This window comes from Micromonospora sp. RTGN7 (genome assembly GCF_033804645.1).
Taxonomy (GTDB): domain Bacteria; phylum Actinomycetota; class Actinomycetes; order Mycobacteriales; family Micromonosporaceae; genus Micromonospora.
In genome coordinates this window covers 52,499-71,762 of sequence record NZ_JAPZLF010000021.1, presented here as the reverse complement: position 1 = coordinate 71,762, position 19,264 = coordinate 52,499, and the positions used below count along the sequence as shown (strand labels likewise).

The 19,264-nt window shown below is 73.3% G+C and carries 17 protein-coding genes; 10 read left to right on the top strand and 7 right to left on the bottom strand.

Translation table 11 applies throughout. From position 1 onward, the window contains the following. Positions 1-46: 46 nt before the first annotated feature. Positions 47-886: a hypothetical protein gene (locus SNR22_RS24560; protein ID WP_320069009.1), complete on the top strand. Its 840-nt coding sequence runs from the start codon at positions 47-49 to the stop codon at positions 884-886. A 96-nt stretch (positions 887-982) separates the two neighbouring features. Here SNR22_RS24560 and corA read toward each other — a convergent pair whose 3' ends face one another. Both corA and SNR22_RS24550 read right to left on the bottom strand, forming a co-directional pair. Further along, positions 983-2,125: a magnesium/cobalt transporter CorA gene (gene corA / locus SNR22_RS24555; protein ID WP_320069008.1), complete on the bottom strand. Its 1,143-nt coding sequence runs from the start codon at positions 2,123-2,125 to the stop codon at positions 983-985. Between the two features lie 361 nt (positions 2,126-2,486). Continuing rightward, positions 2,487-3,581: a PLP-dependent aminotransferase family protein gene (locus SNR22_RS24550; protein ID WP_320069007.1), complete on the bottom strand. Its 1,095-nt coding sequence runs from the start codon at positions 3,579-3,581 to the stop codon at positions 2,487-2,489. A gap of 244 nt (positions 3,582-3,825) precedes the next feature. Here SNR22_RS24550 and SNR22_RS24545 point away from each other — a divergent pair, with 244 nt between their 5' ends. Further along, positions 3,826-4,656 carry a 3'(2'),5'-bisphosphate nucleotidase CysQ gene (locus SNR22_RS24545; protein WP_320069006.1) on the top strand — a complete coding sequence of 277 codons (831 nt, stop codon included), beginning with the start codon at positions 3,826-3,828 and terminating at the stop codon, positions 4,654-4,656. A 105-nt stretch (positions 4,657-4,761) separates the two neighbouring features. Beyond that, positions 4,762-5,898 carry a hypothetical protein gene (locus SNR22_RS24540; protein ID WP_320069005.1) on the top strand — a complete coding sequence of 379 codons (1,137 nt, stop codon included), beginning with the start codon at positions 4,762-4,764 and terminating at the stop codon, positions 5,896-5,898. Between the two features lie 34 nt (positions 5,899-5,932). On the opposite strand, the gene SNR22_RS24535 is transcribed toward SNR22_RS24540, so the two are convergent. From SNR22_RS24535 to SNR22_RS24520, 4 genes are read right to left on the bottom strand one after another with little or no spacing between them, the layout of a single operon-like run. Beyond that, positions 5,933-6,841, bottom strand: coding sequence for a glycosyltransferase family A protein (locus SNR22_RS24535; protein ID WP_320069056.1), 909 nt, complete (start codon positions 6,839-6,841; stop codon positions 5,933-5,935). A gap of 8 nt (positions 6,842-6,849) precedes the next feature. Next, complete coding sequence (locus SNR22_RS24530; protein WP_320069004.1) at positions 6,850-7,815, bottom strand: sulfotransferase; 966 nt, start codon at positions 7,813-7,815, stop codon at positions 6,850-6,852. Continuing rightward, the gene (locus tag SNR22_RS24525; protein WP_320069055.1) at positions 7,803-8,339 is read right to left on the bottom strand and encodes a glycosyltransferase; all 537 of its coding nucleotides are present in this window, start codon (positions 8,337-8,339) and stop codon (positions 7,803-7,805) included. Before SNR22_RS24525 ends, SNR22_RS24530 begins: the two co-directional genes overlap by 13 nt. Before the next feature lie 56 nt (positions 8,340-8,395). Continuing rightward, positions 8,396-8,836, bottom strand: coding sequence for a UDP-N-acetylglucosamine--LPS N-acetylglucosamine transferase (locus SNR22_RS24520; RefSeq protein WP_320069054.1), 441 nt, complete (start codon positions 8,834-8,836; stop codon positions 8,396-8,398). Between the two features lie 250 nt (positions 8,837-9,086). On the opposite strand from SNR22_RS24520, the gene SNR22_RS24515 reads away from it, so the two are divergent. Next, positions 9,087-10,067 (top strand): sulfotransferase, encoded by a 981-nt coding sequence (locus SNR22_RS24515; protein WP_320069003.1) that lies wholly within the window; start codon positions 9,087-9,089, stop codon positions 10,065-10,067. 101 nt (positions 10,068-10,168) lie between these two features. On the opposite strand, the gene SNR22_RS24510 is transcribed toward SNR22_RS24515, so the two are convergent. Beyond that, positions 10,169-11,101, bottom strand: a complete 933-nt coding sequence (locus SNR22_RS24510) for a hypothetical protein (protein WP_320069002.1) — start codon at positions 11,099-11,101, stop codon at positions 10,169-10,171. 204 nt (positions 11,102-11,305) lie between these two features. Between SNR22_RS24510 and SNR22_RS24505 the strand changes: the two genes are divergently transcribed. Genes SNR22_RS24505 through SNR22_RS24480 form a run of 6 tightly spaced genes read left to right on the top strand, consistent with a single transcriptional unit; the run spans position 11,306 to position 19,250 of the window. Continuing rightward, the gene (locus SNR22_RS24505) at positions 11,306-13,168 is read left to right on the top strand and encodes a lipopolysaccharide biosynthesis protein (protein WP_320069001.1); all 1,863 of its coding nucleotides are present in this window, start codon (positions 11,306-11,308) and stop codon (positions 13,166-13,168) included. Continuing rightward, on the top strand, positions 13,165-14,157 hold the full coding sequence (locus SNR22_RS24500) for a DUF3048 domain-containing protein (protein ID WP_320069000.1): 993 nt from the start codon (positions 13,165-13,167) through the stop codon (positions 14,155-14,157). Before SNR22_RS24505 ends, SNR22_RS24500 begins: the two co-directional genes overlap by 4 nt. Continuing rightward, positions 14,154-15,641, top strand: a complete 1,488-nt coding sequence (locus SNR22_RS24495) for an O-antigen ligase family protein (protein WP_320068999.1) — start codon at positions 14,154-14,156, stop codon at positions 15,639-15,641. Before SNR22_RS24500 ends, SNR22_RS24495 begins: the two co-directional genes overlap by 4 nt. Next, positions 15,641-16,870 (top strand): hypothetical protein, encoded by a 1,230-nt coding sequence (locus SNR22_RS24490; protein WP_320068998.1) that lies wholly within the window; start codon positions 15,641-15,643, stop codon positions 16,868-16,870. The genes SNR22_RS24495 and SNR22_RS24490 overlap by 1 nt, the downstream gene beginning before the upstream one ends. Then, on the top strand, positions 16,867-17,727 hold the full coding sequence (locus SNR22_RS24485) for a sulfotransferase domain-containing protein (RefSeq protein WP_320068997.1): 861 nt from the start codon (positions 16,867-16,869) through the stop codon (positions 17,725-17,727). The genes SNR22_RS24490 and SNR22_RS24485 overlap by 4 nt, the downstream gene beginning before the upstream one ends. Continuing rightward, positions 17,697-19,250, top strand: coding sequence for a lipopolysaccharide biosynthesis protein (locus tag SNR22_RS24480; protein ID WP_320068996.1), 1,554 nt, complete (start codon positions 17,697-17,699; stop codon positions 19,248-19,250). The genes SNR22_RS24485 and SNR22_RS24480 overlap by 31 nt, the downstream gene beginning before the upstream one ends. The last annotated feature ends 14 nt before the right edge of the window (positions 19,251-19,264 follow it).

Below are 19,264 nucleotides of genomic sequence, written 5' to 3'. Positions count from 1 at the left end.
TCCCATGTGCCCGATCTGGCAGTGCGGAGGCATCCGAAGGTGGAGGATGACGGAGGAACAACTCCCAGGAGGTGGGACCGTGTTTGGAATCGGGCGGCGAAAGACGCAGGGGCAGCTGGCCAAGTTCGAGCTGAACCAGGGCATCGGTCATCTGAGGCAGGCCGCCACGTACGCGGCGAAGGGTGCCGGGGCCACGGTCGGCCCGCGGGTCCAGGCGGCCCGCGGCGCCGTCGCGCCGACCGCTCTGGTCGTGCGGGACCGGGCGTCGACCGGTCTCGCGTCGACGGTCGCGACCCTCGCGCCACTGGCCCTGGCCGTTCGCAACGCGCAGTCCGAGGCGGCCGGAAAGGTCGTCACCGGCAGGAAGGCCGCCGCCGCCAAGCAGACGGCGGTGAGCAAGAAGGTGAAGGCCAAGAGCGCGAAGCTCGGGCGGAAGAAGCAGCGCAAGACGTCGCGCGGGATGATGGCCGGCCTGCTGGCCGCCGGCACCGTCGCCGGCCTGGCCGGCGCGATGGCCATGCGCCGGCGCCGGGAGCAGCAGGAGTGGGCCGAGTACGACCCGACCCGCACGCTGGAGCCGGTACGCGACGAGGTGGACACCCTGGTCGTCGAGACCCCGTCGGCGAACGACGCGAAGGTGACCGACTCGTCCATCATGTCCGGTGGCTCGCCGGTGGCCGACGGTCCGACCGGGGCCGGCAGCTCGGCGGTGGCCGGCGGCGACAGCGCCTCCACCAGCACCCCGGGCATCCAGCCGCTGATCCACCCGAACGACAAGGTGCCCTCGGTCGCCGGGGGTGCCCGGGATGTCTCCGGCCGCCCGGCCGACGACCTCAGCAAGGCGCTCGGCAAGGAGAACACCGCCGGGTCCGGCGGCCGTCGCTGACCCTGGCCCCGCCACCCGCGGCGTGGAGACGGCCCCCGTCGTCCCGCGCCGCGGGCGTTCGCGGGCCCCGGCGCGTGAAGAGACCGTGCCGGCGGCTCAGAGCCAGCCGTTGCGGCGGAACCAGCGGTACAGCGCCAGCGAGAAGGTGAGCATGAGGGCGAGCACGACCGGATAGCCGTACGTCATCTTCAGCTCCGGCATGTTCTCGAAATTCATGCCGTAGATGCCGGCGATCGCGGTCCAGACCGCGGCGATGGCGGCCCAGGCAGCGATCTTGCGCATGTCGTTGTTCTGGTCGACGGTGACCTGGGCCAGCCGCGCCTGGAGAATCGAGTTGAGCAGGTCGTCGTAGGAGTTGACCTGCTCAACGGTGCGGCTGAGGTGGTCCTGCACGTCCCGGAAGTAGCGCCGCACCTCCTGCGGGATCTCCCGGTTGGCCTGGCCGGTGAGGGTCATCAGCGGCCGTTGCAGCGGCACCACCGCCCGCTTGAACTCGACCAGCTCCCGCTTCATCTGGTAGATCCGCTGGATCCGGCCGCTGCTCTGCCGGTCGAACACGTCGGCTTCCAGCACGTCCAGATCGTCCTCCAGCCGGTCGGCCACCTCCAGGTAGAGGTCGACCACCCGGTCGGTGATCGCGTACGCGACCGCCCAGGGGCCGTGCTCCAGCAGTTCGTGCTTGGCCTCCAGGTCGGCGCGGACCGGGGCGAGCCGACAGGCATCCCCGTGCCGGATGCTGATCACGAAGTTCGGGCCGATGAAGAGCATCACCTGGCCGGTCTCGACGACCTCCGAGTTCTCGGTCAACTCGGCGTGCTCGCAGTATCGGGCGGTACGCAGCGCCAGGAAGCTGACCTCACCGAAGCGCTCCAGCTTGGGCCGCTGTTGGGCCTTCACCGCGTCCTCGACGGCCAGTTCGTGCAGGTCGAAGGTGGCGGCGATCGCGGTCATCTCGGCCAACTCGGGCTCGTGCAGACCGATCCAGACGAACCCGCGCTCGCGGCGGGCGGCGGCCAGCGCCTCCGCAGGGTGCCAGTCGCCGGACTGCCGTTTCCCATCGACGTAGAGCCCGCAGTCCATGATCGCGCTGCGGCCCGGCCCGGCCGGTTCGGGGGCGCGCTGGCTGCCGTCGGCGTTGAGGATCCGGGTCATCGCCCGCACGGGAGCCCAGGCCCGGGGCTTGATCACCCGCAAGCTGTCCGGAGACGTGGTCCGGCTCCGCTCCGCCCGGTCCGACATGGCGACCCCCTCCCCGCGCTGCCGCGTCGGCCGTACGCCGCCGCAGGTTGCAGGTTACGCCCGCCCCGGGCGGCCCGGTCTCGCTCGACCCCCGCCCCAGCGAGTGCCGGACGGGCATCCGGTAGGGCGGAGCCGGGTGGGCCGAGTCGCGTCAGGGGGGTGAGGGGCGACCCGGCCCACCCGGCGCCCTTGGGGCGGGGTGGGTGCTGCGTGCGCCGCCGGCCGACCCGGCCCCCGCCCGCATCGGGGCAGGTGGGCCGAGTGACGTGAGTGGCGCTCGCAGAATTGTGGGCCGTGGACCGGCCGGGCGGGAGCCCCCACCCGGCCGACAACGCACTTCTGTCAGAAATCTGACAGAAAATCAGCCACGAACGGCTGCCATCGCCTCTGCGAGGCGACGAACGCCCTCGTCGATGCGGTCCGCCGTGACCGCCGAGAACGCCAGCCGCAACGCGTGCTGCCCACCGTCGAGCAGGAAGTCGCTGCCCTTCACCACCGCCACACCCCGCTCGGCCGCCGCCGGGGCGAGCCGGTCCACCAGCACGTCCTCCGGCAGCTCCACCCAGAGGAAGTAGCCGCCATCCGGCTCCACGAACCGCGCCTGGGGCAGGTGCTGGCGCAGCGACTCGGCGAGCACCCGGGCGCGCTCGCCCAGTGCGGTGCTGACCGTCTCGATCGACCGGGCGATGTCGCCGGAGACGCAGAACTGGTGCACGATCGCCTCGGAGACCATGCCGGGCGAGATGTAGAGGCTGGTGGCCCTCTTCGCGATGTCGGCGATCAGGTCCGCCGCCCCGATCAGATAGCCGACCCGCACACCCGGGCAGACCGTCTTGGTGAAGCTGGAGGCGTGCACCACCACGCCCCGGGTGTCCAGCGAGAGCATCGACGGCAGCGGCTCGCCCCGGAAGCGGATGTCGGCGTACGGGTCGTCCTCGAAGATGATGAAGCCGTACTCTGCCGCCAGATCGAGCAGCTCCCGCCGCTTCTCCAGGGAGAGGGTCACCCCGGCCGGGTTCTGGTAGTTCGGGATGACGTGGGCGAGCTTCGGGCGGACCCCGGCCTCCAACAGCTTGCGCAGCTCGGCGGTGTCCAGCCCGTCCGGCTGGATCGACACGCCGTGGATCTCGCCGCCCATCCGCTGAAGGTTGAGCAGGGTCCGGTCGTACGTCGGGCGCTCGACCACGACCGCGTCGCCGGGCCGGACCAGGTGGTCGAAGAGGAATGCGTCGGCCTGTAGCGACCCGTTGGTGACCAGCACCTGGTCGGCGCCGACGCCGTGCTTCTCGGCGATCCACTTCCGCAGGGGCGGGTAACCGACGGAGGTCCCGTACGCCGTGACCCCGGCGGGGTCGGCGTCGAAGGCGCGGACGGCGGCGGCCTTGAGCCCCTCGACATCGACGATGTCCAGCGAGGGAGCCCCACGGGCGAAGGAGATCAGCTGCTCGGCGGTCATGCGGACGAGCCTAGGGCCTGGCCCGGGCGATCCGACCGGGATACACGCCAAGTTCAACATGCGGGCAACCGACGGGCGGCCGACGGGCGGCGGAACGGCCGACGCGGAGAGTGCCCGCGGTGAGCGACACTCTCGTTGTCGATTATCGGACCGGTGGCTGGCCGTGTCCCCGCGGCCGCCGAAGGATGGGCGTCCGCACGGCGCCGAGGGGCGACGGTGGCACCGGAGGAGTGGTGAGGTTCACGTGACCGAGGACGGTACGGGTCGGCTCGACGACCAGGCATTCGCGCAGTGGCTGGCCCAGGAGGCCGGCGCGGTGCTGACCGCGCTCCGCGCGGAGCAGGGCTTCGCCGACCCGGCGGCCCTCAAGAACGCCGGCGACAAGGCCTCCCATGACCTGATGTCGACCGCCCTGGCCCGGTGGCGACCAGCCGACGCGGTGCTCTCCGAGGAGCAGACCGACAGCCGGCTGGCCTGGTCCGGCGACCCGTCCGCCGGGGACCGGCCGGGCCGGCTCGACGCGGACCGGGTCTGGATCATCGATCCGCTGGACGGCACCCGCGAGTTCTCCGAGGCCGGGCGCGACGACTGGGCGGTGCACGTGGCGCTCTGGCAGCGCTCGGCCGGCCCGGACGGCGCGCTGGTGGCCGGCGCCGTCGGCATGCCGGCCCGCACCGGGGCGGACGGCGCCCCGCAGGTCCTGGGCACCCGGATGCCGACCCCGCCCCCGGCCGACGGTCCGCTGCGGATCGCCGTGAGCCGTAGCCGCCCGCCCGCGTTCGTGAGCGAACTGGTCGAGGGCATCGGTGCCCGGGCGGTGCCGATGGGTTCGGCCGGGGTGAAGGTCTGCGCGGTGGTGACCGGCGAGGTCGACGCGTACGTGCACGCCGGGGGCCAGTATGAGTGGGACTCGGCGGCCCCGGTCGCGGTCGCCCTCGGCGCCGGCATGCATGCGTCCCGGATCGACGGCTCGCCGTTGCGTTACAACCGGGACAACCCACGCCTTCCGGACCTGCTGGTCTGCCGCCCGGAACACGCGGATCACCTGCTGGCGGCCATCGACCGCTACCGTTGACCGGCAGGCCGGGCGAGTCGGCTCGCCCGGCCCACCCGTCGCCGTCCGGCCGGGTCCCGTCGCTCGACCGCGCGACAGCCCGGCACCACCGATCCGAGGAGCGTCATGAGTCCCGGCCCCACCGCCGCGCCCACGCTCGCCACCCAAACCGCCGGCCCCGGCCGGCCCCCGCGCCGCCGGCTCGGCCGGTGGTGGCTGCTGCCGGTGGCCGCCGGCGCAGTGGCGCTGGGCACCACGGTCGCCCTGGCCACCAACGGTGACCTGCCCGGGCAGCCAGCCCCGGTGGTCACCGACGCCGCATCCAAGGGCGCGGGCCTCGGCCCGGCCGCCCCGGTCCCCCGGCCGACCCCCGGCGGCACCGAGGGCTTCGGCAGCAGCCCGAAGGCCGGCTCGCCGAGCCCGAGCACGAGCAGCGGCGCGAAGGCCGGTGTGTTCCCGGGCGGACGGAACACCCTTCCGGGGGCGAGCATCCACCTCCAGAACGGGGAGAGCTTCGCCGCCGGGCTGGCCCGCTCCGACCGCAGCTACGGGCCACTGCGGATGGTCCGGGTCTTCTACCCCGGGCTGCCGCCGTCCTGGTCCGGCAGCCGCGCCGACGCCGCCGACCGGACCGTGGTGGTCTCGTTCAAGGCGCCACCCGGCGAGGTGGCCGCCGGGAAGCACGACACGCGGCTCGCCGCCTGGTTCCGCTCCGTCCCCCGCGACCTGGACGTCTACTGGTCGTACTTCCACGAGCCGGAGGACGACATCGCCCGGGGCTCCTACACCGCGGCGCAGTTCCGGGCCGCGTGGCAGCGCCTCGCCGGCCTTGCCGACCGGGCCGACAACGCCCGGCTGCGCGCCACGCTGATCCTGATGTGCTGGACGTTGAACCCGAACTCCGGCCGTACCTTCGACAACTACTGGCCCGGCGGCGGCGCGATCGACGTGCTCGGCTGGGACTGCTACAACAGCGGAGGCAAGTTCAACCGGTACACCGACCCGGCGCAGGTCTTCGGCCCGATGATCGCCAAGTCGAAGGCGCTGGGCAAGCCGTGGGGGCTCGCCGAGACCGGCAGCGTCCGGGTCGCCGGCGACAGCGGCACCGGGCGGGCCACCTGGATCCGGGCGATGAGCAAGTACCTCGACGGGCAGCGGCCGCTGTGGGTGGCCTACTACGACTACCAGGTCTCCGGGGGCGACTTCCGGCTCTCCGACGCACCCAGCCGGGAGGCCTGGCGGGCCTGGTGCGCCGCCTCCTGAAGCTCGGCGGCAGCACCCAGGCCCGGGGCGTCGCTCAGATCCCCCGGCCGCGCTTGTGCAGCGTGCGCAGGATGCGGTCGGGGTCGACGGCCCGGCTGGCCACGGCGAGAGCCAGGTACGCGCGCGGCTCCCGCGGGTTGCGCGACAGCGTGCGCCGGGCCCAGCGGACTGCCTCCCCCCGGTTGCCCATCGCCGCCTGGGCGAAGGCGATCTGCCCGGTGACCCGCGCCTCGCCGGCCGGCACCGTGGCGAACTCCGGGTACCGGCCGAGCAGCCACTGCAACGCGATGGAGATGGTCTCCCAGCGCTGGGCGAAGTACGACCGCTTGTGCCAGCGCACCGTCACGTACGGCTCGACGAGGTTCACCAGCGGGGCGTGCCGGGCGGCCCGGAGCAGGAACTCGTAGTCCTCCGCGTAGCTGCCCGGGATCTCCTCGTCGACCAGGCCGATCCCGTCGAGCAGCGCGTCGCGGCGGATCAGGAACGTCGACGGGTGCAGCTCGGTGTGCCGGTCCCGCAGCAGGGCGGCCAGCGGCACCCGGTGGACCGGCAGCACCCGGTCGACCTGGCGGCCGTCGTAGTCGACCCGGATGCCGCAGCTCACGAACGCTCCGTCGGGTGCGGCGGCGAGCGCGGCCACCTGCGCGGCGAGCTTGCCGGGCAGCCACTCGTCGTCGTCGTCGCAGAACGCCACCAGTTCGCCGGTGGCGGCCAGGATGCCCGTGTTGCGGTTGCCGGCCAGGCCGGGGGTGCGCTGGTTGACCAGCACGGTGATCCGGGGGTCGTCGGCCAGCGAACGGTCCGGCTCGGACTGGTCGTAGACGACCACCACGTCGACCGGGCCGGGGTAGTCCTGGCCGAGGATCGCGTCGAGGGCCTTACGCAACAGTTCCGGGCGGTCCCGGGTGGGGACCACCGCGGTCACCGACGGGTGCTGGTTCATCGACTCGGTCATGGTGCCTCCGTGGAGCCCGGGCGGCCGAGGCCGACGTATCCGTATCGCAGCCGCAGCGGAAGCGTCGCGGCACTGACCATCGCCCGGCTGCGCGACGGCAGGGCCGTCCGCCAGGCGTCGTCCTGCCGCACCCGCAGCGGGCCCGCGTTGAACCGCAGCGGGTTGCCGGCGATGCTGTGCGCCCGCACCAGCGGCGCGGGCGACGGGTCGAGCACCCGCAGCGCCTCCGGGGTGTCGACCAGACCGGCGAAGCGGCGGATCCGGGAGATCTCGCCGCGCGGGTCGGCGGTGAAGTCCTCGTAGCGCAGCCGGACCACCGGGGCCCGGGTGGCGAGCAGGTGAAACGCGGCGTTCTGCGCCGTCCAGAGCTTGCTCACCGTGAACGGGGAGAAGGTCGGCATGTACGCCTCGGCGTCGACCACCTCGGGCCGGCGCACCTGCTTCGCCCACGAATACGCCACCGCCCGGCTGTCCCGGACCAGGTGCAGCACCCGCAGGTCAAGGTCGTCGGCCCAGCGCAGCGCGAACGCCGTCGAGGCGTGCTTGCTGGAGTCCACCACGAGTTGCGCCCCGGTCACCGCCATCGCGGCCGCGTAGATCCGGGTGTAGAGGTCGGCGTAGCGACGCACCTGCGCCAGCTCGGCGGCGGGCAGCTCGCCCCGGGCCAACCGGGGGATGTGCCGGGTCCGGTCCACGGCATCCTTGAGCGCGAGCACGTCGTCGCGGTCGACGGCCGACCAGCCGCCGAACGCGTGCTCACCGACCCGCTGCCAGAAGTCGCAGGCGGTGAACCGCTCCCCGCAGCCGCACCGCTCGTCGCCGCCGAGCGCCCGCTCCCACAGGTGGACCACCTCGCCGACGGCGCAGACGTCCGGGTGCTGGGCGAGGATCAGCTCCAGCAGCGTGGAGCCGCTGCGGCCGAGGCCGCCGACGAAGAGCACCCGGGCGCTCACCGCCACCACCTGCGCCGCCCCGGCGCCCGGCTGGCACGCACCAGGTCCTCCACGATCCGGCCCACCGCCGTGGCGGCGGCGACCCGGGGATCGTTGCGGTCCGGGTCAGCGGCCAGGGCGTACGCCAGCGGGTCGGCGATGCCCTTGTCCAGCGCCGCGACCAGGTCCGCCTCGGACTCGACCAGCCGGACCATCCCGGCCGTGCCGAGCCGACGGGCGAAGAGCTGCTGGTGGTTGTCGACGTGCTCGTCGTGGGCCGGGTCCCGGGGGACCACGATCGGCAGGTGCCCGTGCCGGCGGGCCTCGGTGATGGTGGCCGGCCCGCCGTGGCAGACCACCAGGTCCGCCTCGGTCATCGCCCGCTGGAGCTCGTCGTGGGCCAGGAACGGGGCCGCGTCCGGCAACCGGGGCGCGCGGCTGCGTCCGTGCTGGACGACGAGGCGGACCTGCGGGGCGAGGTCGTCGCGGCCGGCGTGCCAGCGTTCCAACCAGTCGACCAGCCGGTCGAAGGAGTGCACGTCGGTGCCCACCATCGCGAGGACGGTGCGGCGGGCCGGGGAGTTGGCGCGCTGGCGGGGGATCGGCAGGCTCACAGCAGGTTCCCCACCACGGTCGACTTCGGGTAGAGCCGGCGCTGCTCCTCCCACTGCACGAGCATCGCGGAGAGGAAGGGCCGGCACAGCCGGGCGGAGAGCGTCGGAGTGTCGATCCGGTCGTACACCTCGATGTAGACGGCGGGGATGCCGCGCAGCCGGGCCACCACCACGAACGGCAGGGCAACCCCGGCACCGGTGGTGACCACCGCGGCGACGTCCCGTCCCCGGAACACCCGCACGGCGAGCCACAGGTTGCGGGCCAGGTTTCTCAGGTTGCGGGTGGTGGGGTGGTGGGCCCAGACCACGTCCTCCCCGCCGAGCAGCGACCGGGCGTCCGGGGTGTCGAAGGTGACCCAGGATCGGGCCCGGTCGCGGTACCACGGTTCGAGCGCCACCAGCTGGGCGAGGTGCCCCCCGCTGGACCCGACGAGCATGACTTCACCAGGTTCCACGCCATTCGCCTCCCACGGCCGGTGGCCGCGCCCCGGGACGCGCCCCCCGAGGGCGGTCGACCGGACGGCGCGACGCCGCCACAATGTATCGGCACCCCGCCCGGAAACATAAGTGGCTCTTACCATCATCGGACCTGTCGGATGGTTGGCAGCGGACCCTTCCGCCAGTGCCCCGCTCCACGGGCACCCGCCTAGACTGCCGCTGACATCCACCGGGGCGAAGGGATCGCGGATGACCGACACGGGCGAGGCGACGCAGGGTAGCGAGACCCGGGCGGTTTCCGAACCGGTTACCGTCCTCTACGTCTGCGGGATGCCGCGCAGCGGCTCCACCCTGCTCGACCTGATGCTCGGCCAGTTCGTCGGGCACTGCGACGTCGGCGAGTTGTTCTACCTGTGGCAGTCCGGGGTCGAGCGGAACTTCCGCTGCGCCTGTGGGGAGCACTTCGACGCCTGCCCGTTCTGGGGCGAGGTGGGTCAGCGGGCGTACGGCGGGTGGTCGAGGATCGACGTGGCCGATGTGCGGGCGTTGCAGCGGCGGGTCGACGCCACGGGCCGGCTGCCGCTGATCCTGAACCCCCGGACGTCCCCGTCCTTCCAGCGGGACCTGGACCGCTACACCGAGCTGCTGACGAAGCTCTACCGCGCGGTGGCCGACGTGTCCGGGGCGAAGGTGGTGGTCGACTCGACCAAGCGCCCCTCGCTGGCGTACATCCTGGCCCGGGCCCCGCAGATCGACCTGCGGCTGGTGCATGTGGTGCGCGACCCGCGCGGGGTGGCGTACTCGTGGAGCCAGGTGGTCGAGCTGCCGGAGGGCACCTCGACCAAGGGCCGGATGAACCAGCGCTCGGCCCGGCTGACCGCCCGGCGCTGGGTCACCGTCAACGCGATGGTCGCCGCGCTGGCCCGCCGCGGCGTCCCCCGGGTCACCGTCCGGTACGAGGACCTGGTCCGCGACCCGCGCGGGGAGCTGGGCCGGATCGCCGCGCTGACCGAGGACGTGACCGGCGTCGTGGACCCGTTGGAGTTCCTGCGGGACAACGAGTTCGAGCAGGCCGGCTCCCACGCGGTGGCCGGCGGCCGGATCCGGATGCACAGCGGCCCGATCACGCTGGCGCTGGACGAGAAGTGGCGCCGGGAGTACGACCCGGGCCACCGCCGGCTGGTCGGCGCGCTGACCTGGCCCCTGCGCCGCCGCTACGGCTACCGCTGACGGGTCCCGCCCCGGCGGCGGCCCGCCGCCGACCCGTGACGGGCGACGGCGCTGCTCAGGGGCGGGTTGCGACGGCGCTCAACCGCGGGTGGCGCTGCCGCTCAGGGACGGGTGGCGGCGGCCAGGTGGGCGTCCAGGGTGTCCAGCAGCTCGGGGGCCCGCTCGTAGTCGAACTTTCGGGCGAAGTGTGCCCCGCTGGCCAGCGCCCGGGGCAGGTCCTCGGCGGTCAGCGACTTCGGGTGGTTGAAGGTGCTGTCCCGGAAGTCGAAGTACCGCTTGCAGTCCGGGACCAGGTTGAACCGGTCGGCGCTGCACACGATGGTCTGGAAGACCGCTTCCACCGGGGAGAGGCAGCGCCGGAAGTAGGCCACCACGTCCGGCCGCCGGTCGAAGTAGTCCCGCAGGTAGGCCACGACGGGCCAGCTCAGCGAGGAGAACGCCGAGCCGCCGTGCAGGCGTAGGTCCGGCCCGAACGGGGTGCGGGCCCGGCGACCCACCGCCAGCCCGTACGACACGTGCACCCGGACCAGCGGCTGCACCCGGTTGACCGCCTGGATCGGCCGGAGCAGCTTCTTGCCCCGGGGGGTGAGGGGCATCACCCGGCGGTGCTGGAAGTGGTAGCGGGAGCGGACCCGGCTGCTCGGCCAGTGACTCTCGGGGCCGAACGCGTCCCAGTACTCCATGAACCCGTCGGCGCCCGAGTCGACCAGCTCGGCCTCGCACTCGCCGAGCGGCCGGAGGGGGTAGTCCTGACCGGTGATGTTCACCAGCCAGTCGGCCTGCACCCCCTCGTCCTTCAGCCAGTCGACGGCCGCCATGTAGCGGTCCACATGACTGAAGTCACCGTAACCACCCTCGTGTGTCTGCACGACCACGTCGGACAGGGAGCGCAGCTCGGCGAGGTCCAGCGGGGCGCCGTTGACGTCGTGGCTAATGTGCACGACGCTGTCCGGGCTGTATCGCTTGACGGCGTGGACCAGCCGATTCATCTGCTCGGGGGACCGGTGGCTCTGGATGTGGTAGCAAAACCGCACGTGCCCATCCTGCCTCCCCGGGCCCCCTGGTGGAAAGCGAACCTTCGTCGGCTTCCCCTGGCCGCCCGGATCAGGGAGACTCAGGGTTCCGCCGTGATGCCGCTCGTCGCGGCCGACTGGCCGGTTCCGGTCCAAAGGAAGCGACACAGCCCGATGCCCTCGCCTCACCACGCTGATCTGCGCGACTCAGACGGCCCCACACTGATGACCTACCTGGAGTGGCTTCGCCGCCGGTGGTGGATCCTCGTGGTGGCCGCGCTGCTCGGCGCGGGTGCCGGCATGTTGGTCAGCCAGGTGCAGACCCGCACGTACGTCTCGACGACGTCGCTGCTGGTCCGCCAGGTCGGCCAGGACGCCAACCCCGGCGCCAAGGTCAACCTCGACACCGAGGCCCAGGTGATCCGCTCCCTGGTGGTGGCCGAACGCGCCCAGGCGCTGTTGAAGACGACCATCCCGCCGGAGGACCTGGTGCGGTCCCTGTCGGTCACCGTGCCGCCGAACAGCCAGGTGCTCCAGATCGTGTACGAGGCCGGAAGCCCCGAGGCGGCGCAGGCCGGTTCGCACGCCTTCGGCCAGGCGTATCTGGATCTGCGGCTGGCCACCGCCACCCGGTCGTTGGAGAACGAGACCACCGCGCTCAAGCAGCAGATCACCGAGACCAACAAGCAGTTGGCCGCGGTCGCCGGCAAGATCGCCGCGGCCCCGTCGAACTCGGTGGAGCGGGCGCGCGCCGAGGCCGACCGGAACGTGCTGACCAACCAGCTCGCCAGCCTGAACAGCCGGCTGAGCCCGCTGCTGAGCACCGCGCTCGACCCGGGCGAGATCATCTCCGACGCGGCGCTGCCCCGGAAGCCCAGCTCGCCGAACACCACTCTGAACCTGGCCAGCGGCCTCGGTGCCGGGCTGCTCTTCGGCATCGTGCTTGCCCTGGTGCTGGACCGGCTGGACACCCGGGTCCGGCGCGGCCGGGACGTGGCCGACCGGCTCGGCCTGCCGATGCTGCTGGAACTGCCCACCGGGTCGACCGGGCTGACCATCCTGCCGGCGGCCCACGAGGTCTCCCGGGAGATGGGCCGACTGCGCAACGTGCTGCTGTCGACCATGCCCGAGCCGAGATCCGGGCGGGGCCGCCAACTGCTGCTCACCGACACCTCCCCGGGGTCGGCGGCCGGCTTCGTGGTCGGCAACCTGGGGGCCGCCTACGCGCGCACCGGCGCCCAGGTCGCGGTGGTCACCACCAAGCGGGACTCCCCGCTGGCCGGAATGCTCGGCGGGGCGCAGCCCCGACACACCCTGGCCGACGTGCTGCGCCACGACGTCTCGGCGCTCACCGCGCTGACCCCCGCCCCCGGCCTGAACCAGCTTCGGGTGCTACTCCCCGGCAACCTCGACACCGAGGTGGAACTGCCGGTCGCCACCATGCTGGAGATCCTCGCCGAGTTGGCCGCCCGCTTCGACCACGTGCTGATCGAGACGGCCCAGCCGACGGCGGCGGTGGAGGCCCAGGCGCTGGCCCGGCACGTCGACGGGGTGATTTTGGTGATCGCGGCCGGACAGACCCGCAGCAGCGAGATCACCGCCGCGATGCGACAGTTCGAGCAGGTCGACGCGCCGGTCCTCGGTGCGGTGCTGGCCCCCCGGCTGACCGAGCGCGCCCCGACGCCGGCCGCGAAGCCGCCGGCCCGGAACCCGCAGGCCCCGGCCGTCCGCCGGGATGGTCCGCCGTCGCCCCTGCCCCGCCCGGCCCCGGCTGGGCGGGGCCAGCCCGGGGCACCGAACTTCGAGGCCACGATGATCCTGCCCCGCGCCGGAGCCGGTGCCCGGGACTCCACCGGCGCGCCGACGCCCGGCCTGGCCAAGCAGGCCCCGACCCCGGCTCCCGGCCTGGCCAAGCCGGCCCCACCGGCCGGTCAGGTTCCGCCGACCGGGCAGGCCCCGCCAAGCATGCCGACGACCCAGTCGAAGTCGGCCGGCAAGTCCACCGTCTACCGCTCCGCCCGGGACACCGGCGGCGTCGACCCCGGCCGGCACTCGATGGCCCTCGACCCGCTCAAGGACCGGGAGTGAACGGCCGGCGGGCCCTGGGCACGACGCTCGCGGTGGTGCTCCTCGCCGCGCTCGGCACCGGCTGCGCCGAGGAGCAGCCGCCCGGCGCCACGAACGTGGTGGACCCGGGTTCCCCGGCGCCCCGACCCAGCCCCACCCCGAGCCTGCCGGCCGCGCCGCTGTCCGGCCAGCCCGTCGCCGCGGCGGTGGCCGCCCGCCAGGCCGTGGTGGTGCCGCTGCGGGTGACCGCCGGCACCAGCCCCGTCGGGCTGGCCGAGGCCGACCTGGTCTACCAGGAGTTCGCCGAGTCGGAGAGCCTGCACCTGACCGCGGTCTACCAGTCCCGCGACGCCGCGCGGGTGGGCCCGGTCGCCGAGATCCGCCCGGTGGACATCCGCACCGTCGGCGTGCTGCGCCCGTTCGTCGGGTACGCCGGCGGGCCCACCGGCTTCCTCAGCCAATTCGACGCGGCGGGCCTGCCGGGGGTGACCCCGGCGAAGCGCGCGGCGGCGTTCCCGTCCGGGCAGGCGTCCGTGGCCGCGCTGCGCAAGGCTGCCCCCGCGGGCGGCGCCGCGCCGGCCCAGGTCTTCGACCACTCCACCCCGGGCACCCCACTGGCCAGTCAGGGCGTCACCCCGGCCACCAAACTGACCGTCACCGCGCCGGGCCACCCGACGCAGACTTGGACGTACGACGCGGCCAAGTCGTTGTGGCGCGGGCGGGTCGGCAAGGCCACGGTGAGCGCCGCCGCGGTGGTCGTGCTGACGATGGAGTACCGCACGATCACCGTCCGCAAGCCCAGCCCGCGCTCGCTGCCCGGCGCCAACGTCTACGGTTCCGGTGCCGCCATGGTGGTGTCCGGGCCGTCCAGCGCGAAGGCGACGTGGAGCAAGCCCGGGCAGAAGATGGTCTGCAACGTCATCGACGGGGGTGGCTACCAGGTCCGGCCGCAGGCCGGCCCGGCCTGGGTGATCTACGCCCCGAAGACCGCCAAGGTAAGCGTGACATGACCACGGCCGCCCCGCTGCGGCCCAACCCCCGGCCGCAGCCGGCGCGGGCCGGTCGGTATTCGGCCGACCCGCCGCAGAGCCCGTTGGCCGGTGAGGCCCGCCGCTGGTCGATGCGGCTGCCCGTATCCTGGCCGGTGACCGCGCTCTTCGTGCTCTACCCGCTCTGGTGGGCCCTCGGCCTGCCCTCGTTCATCTTCGCCATCCTGGCCGTCCCGATGGCGTTCCAGCTTTATCGGCGCGGCAACGTCAGGGTGCCGCCGGGCTTCGGGTTCTGGCTGATCCTGCTGGCCTGGGTGGTGCTCTCCGGGTTGATGCTCGGCATCACCGCACCCAACACGCTCGCCCCGAGCGGGTCCGGCCGGTACATCGGCTGGGGCATCCGGGTGATGAACTACACGGCACTGACCGTGACGATGCTGTACGTGCTCAACCTCAGCGAGCGCGAGCTGCCGCGTAAGCGGCTGCTGAAGCTGTTCGGCTTCATGGCCGTGATCACCGTCGTCGGCGGATACGTCGGCGCGTTGTTTCCCCAGCTCAAGTTCGTCGCGCCGCTGAACTACATCCTTCCCTCCGCCATCGCCAAGGAACCGTTCGTCAACCGGCTGATGCACGTCGAGGTCGCCCAGGTGCAGGAGGTGCTCGCCGGGGAAGCCAGTTCGCCCCGCCCGGCCGCCCCCTTCGAATACACCAACACCTGGGGCGAGAACATGGCGATCCTGCTCATCTGGTTCATCGTCGGCTGGGTGATTCTCGGGCGTGGACCGCGCAGGCTCACCGGGTACCTGGTGGTGGCCGCCGCCATCTTCCCGATCGTCTACTCGCTCAACCGGGGGCTGTGGATCGGCCTGGTCGTCGGTGCGGTGTACGTGGCGCTGCGGCTGGCGCTGCGCGGACGGGTCGTCGTCCTGGTCGGGCTGGCGCTGGCCACCGGCCTGATCGGGGTGGCCGTGCTCGCCTCCCCGCTGGGCAACCTGCTCAACGAGCGGATGGCGAACGGGCACAGCGACGACATCCGGACCACCCTCTCCAACGGGGCGGTGGAGGCGGCGAACCACTCGCCGGTGCTCGGCTACGGCGGCAACCGGGCGCTGATCGGCAGCAACCGGTCGATCGCGATCGGCAAGTCGGCGGACTGCAAGCAGTGCGGCAACCGGGAACTGGGCAGCAACGGCCAACTGTGGAACATGCTGACCGGCCAGGGCTGGGTGGGCGCGTTCTGCTACAGCGCCTTCTTCCTGTGGTGCCTGTGGCGGTTCCGGCACGACCACACCCCGATCGGCATCGCCGGCAGCCTGGTGCTGATCCTCATGCTGTTCTTCCAGTTCCTCTACGGCGCGCTGAACACCACCCTGGCGTACGGGCTGATCAGCGTGGCGTTGCTCGCCCGCAACGACATTCAACTGCGCGCGCTGCGCCGCGAGGCTCGGCTCGCCGCGGTGCAGACGCCAATCCCACACGCCCTGTCCGAACGGCGGTCCCGCTGATGCTCACCCCACCCCCGGGCGCTGACGCGCGCGGCGCGTACCTGCCCGAGTTGGCCGGTGTGGTCTGGCCGGCGCCGGCCCGACCGGCGCTGCGACGCGGTGGCCGCACCGGCTACGCGGTGGTTCCGTCGGCCGCGCGACCCCGGCTGTTGGTCCCGGTCGGCTCCCGGCGGGCGGCGGCGGGGGCGGTGCGGCACTCCACCGAGGCGCAGGGGGCGAAGGCCCGGCTGCGCCGGGCGGCGCTGGCCACCGTGTTCCGCACCGGGCTGGGCCGGCTCGCGTTCCGGGACCGGCTGGTGGTCGACGCCGGCGGCGACGCGCTCGACACGTACCTCGCCGCCGTGCTGGGCCGCCCGGCGCTGCTGAGCATCCACATCGGTCCGGCCCGGGCCAACCGCAAGCCGGTGGTCCAGCTCCTCGACACCACCGGCGATCCGCTCGGATACGCGAAACTCGGCGTCGACCCGCTCACCCGCGCCCTGGTCGACGCCGAGGCCGCGGCCCTGGCCCGGCTGGCGACGCTCGACCTGCCCGGCATCGCGGTGGCCGAGGTGCTGCACCACGGCGCCTGGGGTGGGCACGCGCTGCTGGTGCAGAGCGCCCTGCCGGTGGGCCTGCCCCGAGTCGCGCCCGCGCGGGCCGCCGAGGCTGAGCGGGCCGCCATGGTCGCGGTGAGCCGCTGCGCCGGCGTCGAACGCCGGGGGTACGCCGACAGCGCCCACGACCGGCGGCTCGCCGACGAGTTGGCGGCGCTGGGCGACCGGCCGGAGGCGGCACGGCTGCGCGCCGTGCTGGCCGAGGTTCGCCGGGCCGATCCGGTCCTCGACCTCGGTGCCTGGCACGGCGACTGGAACGGCGGCAACAGCGCCGCCCTGGCCGACGGCCGGGTCCTGATCTGGGACTGGGAACGGTTCGCCGACGACGTGCCGCTCGGGTTCGACGCCCTGCACCGGCGGGTGCAGACGGCGATCACCCGGGCCGGGGTGGAGCCGCGCGAGGCGGCCGGGCGGCTGATCGCCGACGCGGCCGGGGCGCTGGCGGAGTTCGGCCAGCCGGCCGGGGTGGCCGAGCTGGTGGCGGTGCTCTATCTGGTCGAGTTGGCGGCGCGCTACCTGCGCGACCGGCAGGCCGAGGCGGGCGCCCGGCTGGGACACGTGGCCACCTGGCTGTTGCCTGCGGTGGAGGATCACCTGGCCGGTCGGCCGGGTACGGGAGGAGTGGCGAAGTGACGTTGGTCAAGGCACAGGCGCGGCGCGCGGTGCGGTCGGTGAGCCGGACGTACGGCCGGTTGACCGCCGGTTCGCGGCTCGCTCCCGACTTTCTCATCGTGGGCGCCCAGCGGTGTGGCACAACGTCGCTGTTCAAGACCCTCGCCCAGCACCCGGCGGTGCTGCCGGCGGTCTACCACAAGGGCGTGCACTACTTCGACACCGGCTACGACCAGGGGTTGGACTGGTACCTCGGGCACTTCCCGACGGTGCGCCGGGCCGAGGCGGTCCGCGACCGGGTGGGGGTGCGCGGGGTGACGGGCGAGTCCAGCCCGTACTACATGTTCCACCCGTTGGCCGGTGAGCGGATCGCCAACGACCTGCCGGACGTGCGGCTGCTGGTGCTGCTGCGCGACCCGGTGGAGCGGGCGTACTCGGCGCACTCGCACGAGTCGGCGCGGGGCTTCGAGACGGAGAGCTTCGAGCGCGCTCTGGAACTGGAGGAGGAGCGGATCGCCGGGGAGCGGGAGCGGCTGCTCGCCGACCCGACCGCGCACAGCCACCACTTCCAGCACAACGCCTACCTGACCCGGGGGCGCTACGTCGAGCAGCTCGAACGACTGGAGTCGATCTTCGGTCGGGACCGGCTGCACGTGATCGATGCCGACGACTTCTTCGCCGAGCCACGGCCGGCGTTCGACGCGGTCTGCGACTTCCTCGGCCTGCCGCACTGGGCGGAGATCTCGTTCGGCAAGCACAACTCGCGGTCCCGCTCGCCGATGGACCCGGCACTGCGGGCTCGGCTGGAGGAGCACTTCGCCCCGTACGACGAACGGTTGGCGGCCTGGTGGGAACGCGTGCCGTCGTGGCGACGGTAGCGCCGCAGAGGTCGAACGCCGCCGAGTTGGGCGGGGCGGCCCGGCACGGGGTGACGAACCTGCTCGGGGTGGCCGTCGCGGCGGTCGCCGGGTTCGGGCTGAACATCGTCGTCACCCGGGGCTGGTCCATGTCGGACGCGGGCCTCTTCTTCGCCGCCACCAGCGCCTTCATGATCGCGTACGCGGCGGCCCGGCTGGGCACCGGCGTCGGCTCGGTCTACTTCATCAGCCGCTACCGCACCCTCGGCCAGCCGGAGCGCATCCGGGCGTCGGTGCTGGTAGGGCTGCTGCCGGTGGTGCTGGTCGGCACGCTGATCGCGCTGGCCGGCTGGTGGGCCGCGCCCCGGATCGTGGCGCTGACCTTCGACGAGCCGGTGTCCGGGGCGGTGCGGGCGCTGCGGGTGCTGCTGGTCTTCGTGCCGGTGGCCGCGCTCTGCGACTTCGCGCTGGCCGCCTGCCGGGGTTTCGGCAAGATGCGCCCGCTGCTGCTGGTCGAGCGGCTCGGCCGGACCGGGCTGCAACTGGCCGGGGTGGGACTGGTCGCCGTGTTCGGCCTCTCCGCCACCACCGCCCTGCCGCTGGCCTGGGCGCTGCCCTACCTCCCGGCCGCCGTCTTCGGCACCGTGTGGTTGGCCCGGCTGGTCCGCCGGGCGGAGCGCGGCGCCGGGGTCCCGCCGGTGTCGCTGCGTGAGGAGTTCACCCCGTACTGGCGCTACAGCGGGCCCCGGGCGCTGAGCGGGCTGGCCCAGATGGCGGTGCAGCGGCTCGACATCGTGCTGCTCGGCGCGCTGCGCGGGCTCTCCGAGGCGGCGCTGTACACGGCGGCCACCCGGTTCCTGGCCCTCGGGCAGCTCTCCGGGCAGGCCCTGTCGACCGCCGTGCAGCACCGGCTGGCCGAGCACCTGGTCCGTGACGACCGGGCCGCCGCCGGGCGGCTCTACCAGGCCGCCACCGGGTGGTTGGTGTTGCTGGCCTGGCCGGCGTACCTGCTCTTCGCGGTCTTCGCCGAGCCGATGCTGCACCTGTTCGGCGACGGGTACGCGGCGGGGCAGCGGGTGACCGTCTTCCTCGCCCTGACCATGCTGGTGGCCACCGGCTGCGGCATGGTCGACACGGTGCTCAACATGGCCGGCCGGACGTCCTGGACGTTCTACAACGCACTGGCCGGCACGGTGATCAACGTGGTGCTCAACGTGCTGCTCATCCCCCGTCACGGCATGATGGGGGCGGCGATCGCCTGGTCGGTGTCCATTCTGATCACCAACCTGGTGCCGCTGGTCCAGCTGCACCACGCGTACCGGTTGCACCCGTTCGGCCGAGGCACGCTCACCGCCGCCGGGCTGGCGGTGGCCTGCTTCGGCGTACCGGCGCTGCTGGCCCGCACGGTGGTCGACGCCGGGCCGGTCACACTGGCGGTGCTGGCGGTGCTCGGCGCCGCCGGGTACGCCGCCGGCATCTGGCGGCTGCGCCGGGTGCTCCAGCTCGACGCCCTGCGGGCGCTGCGGCGTCACCGGCGGCGCTGAGGTTCGTCCACCAA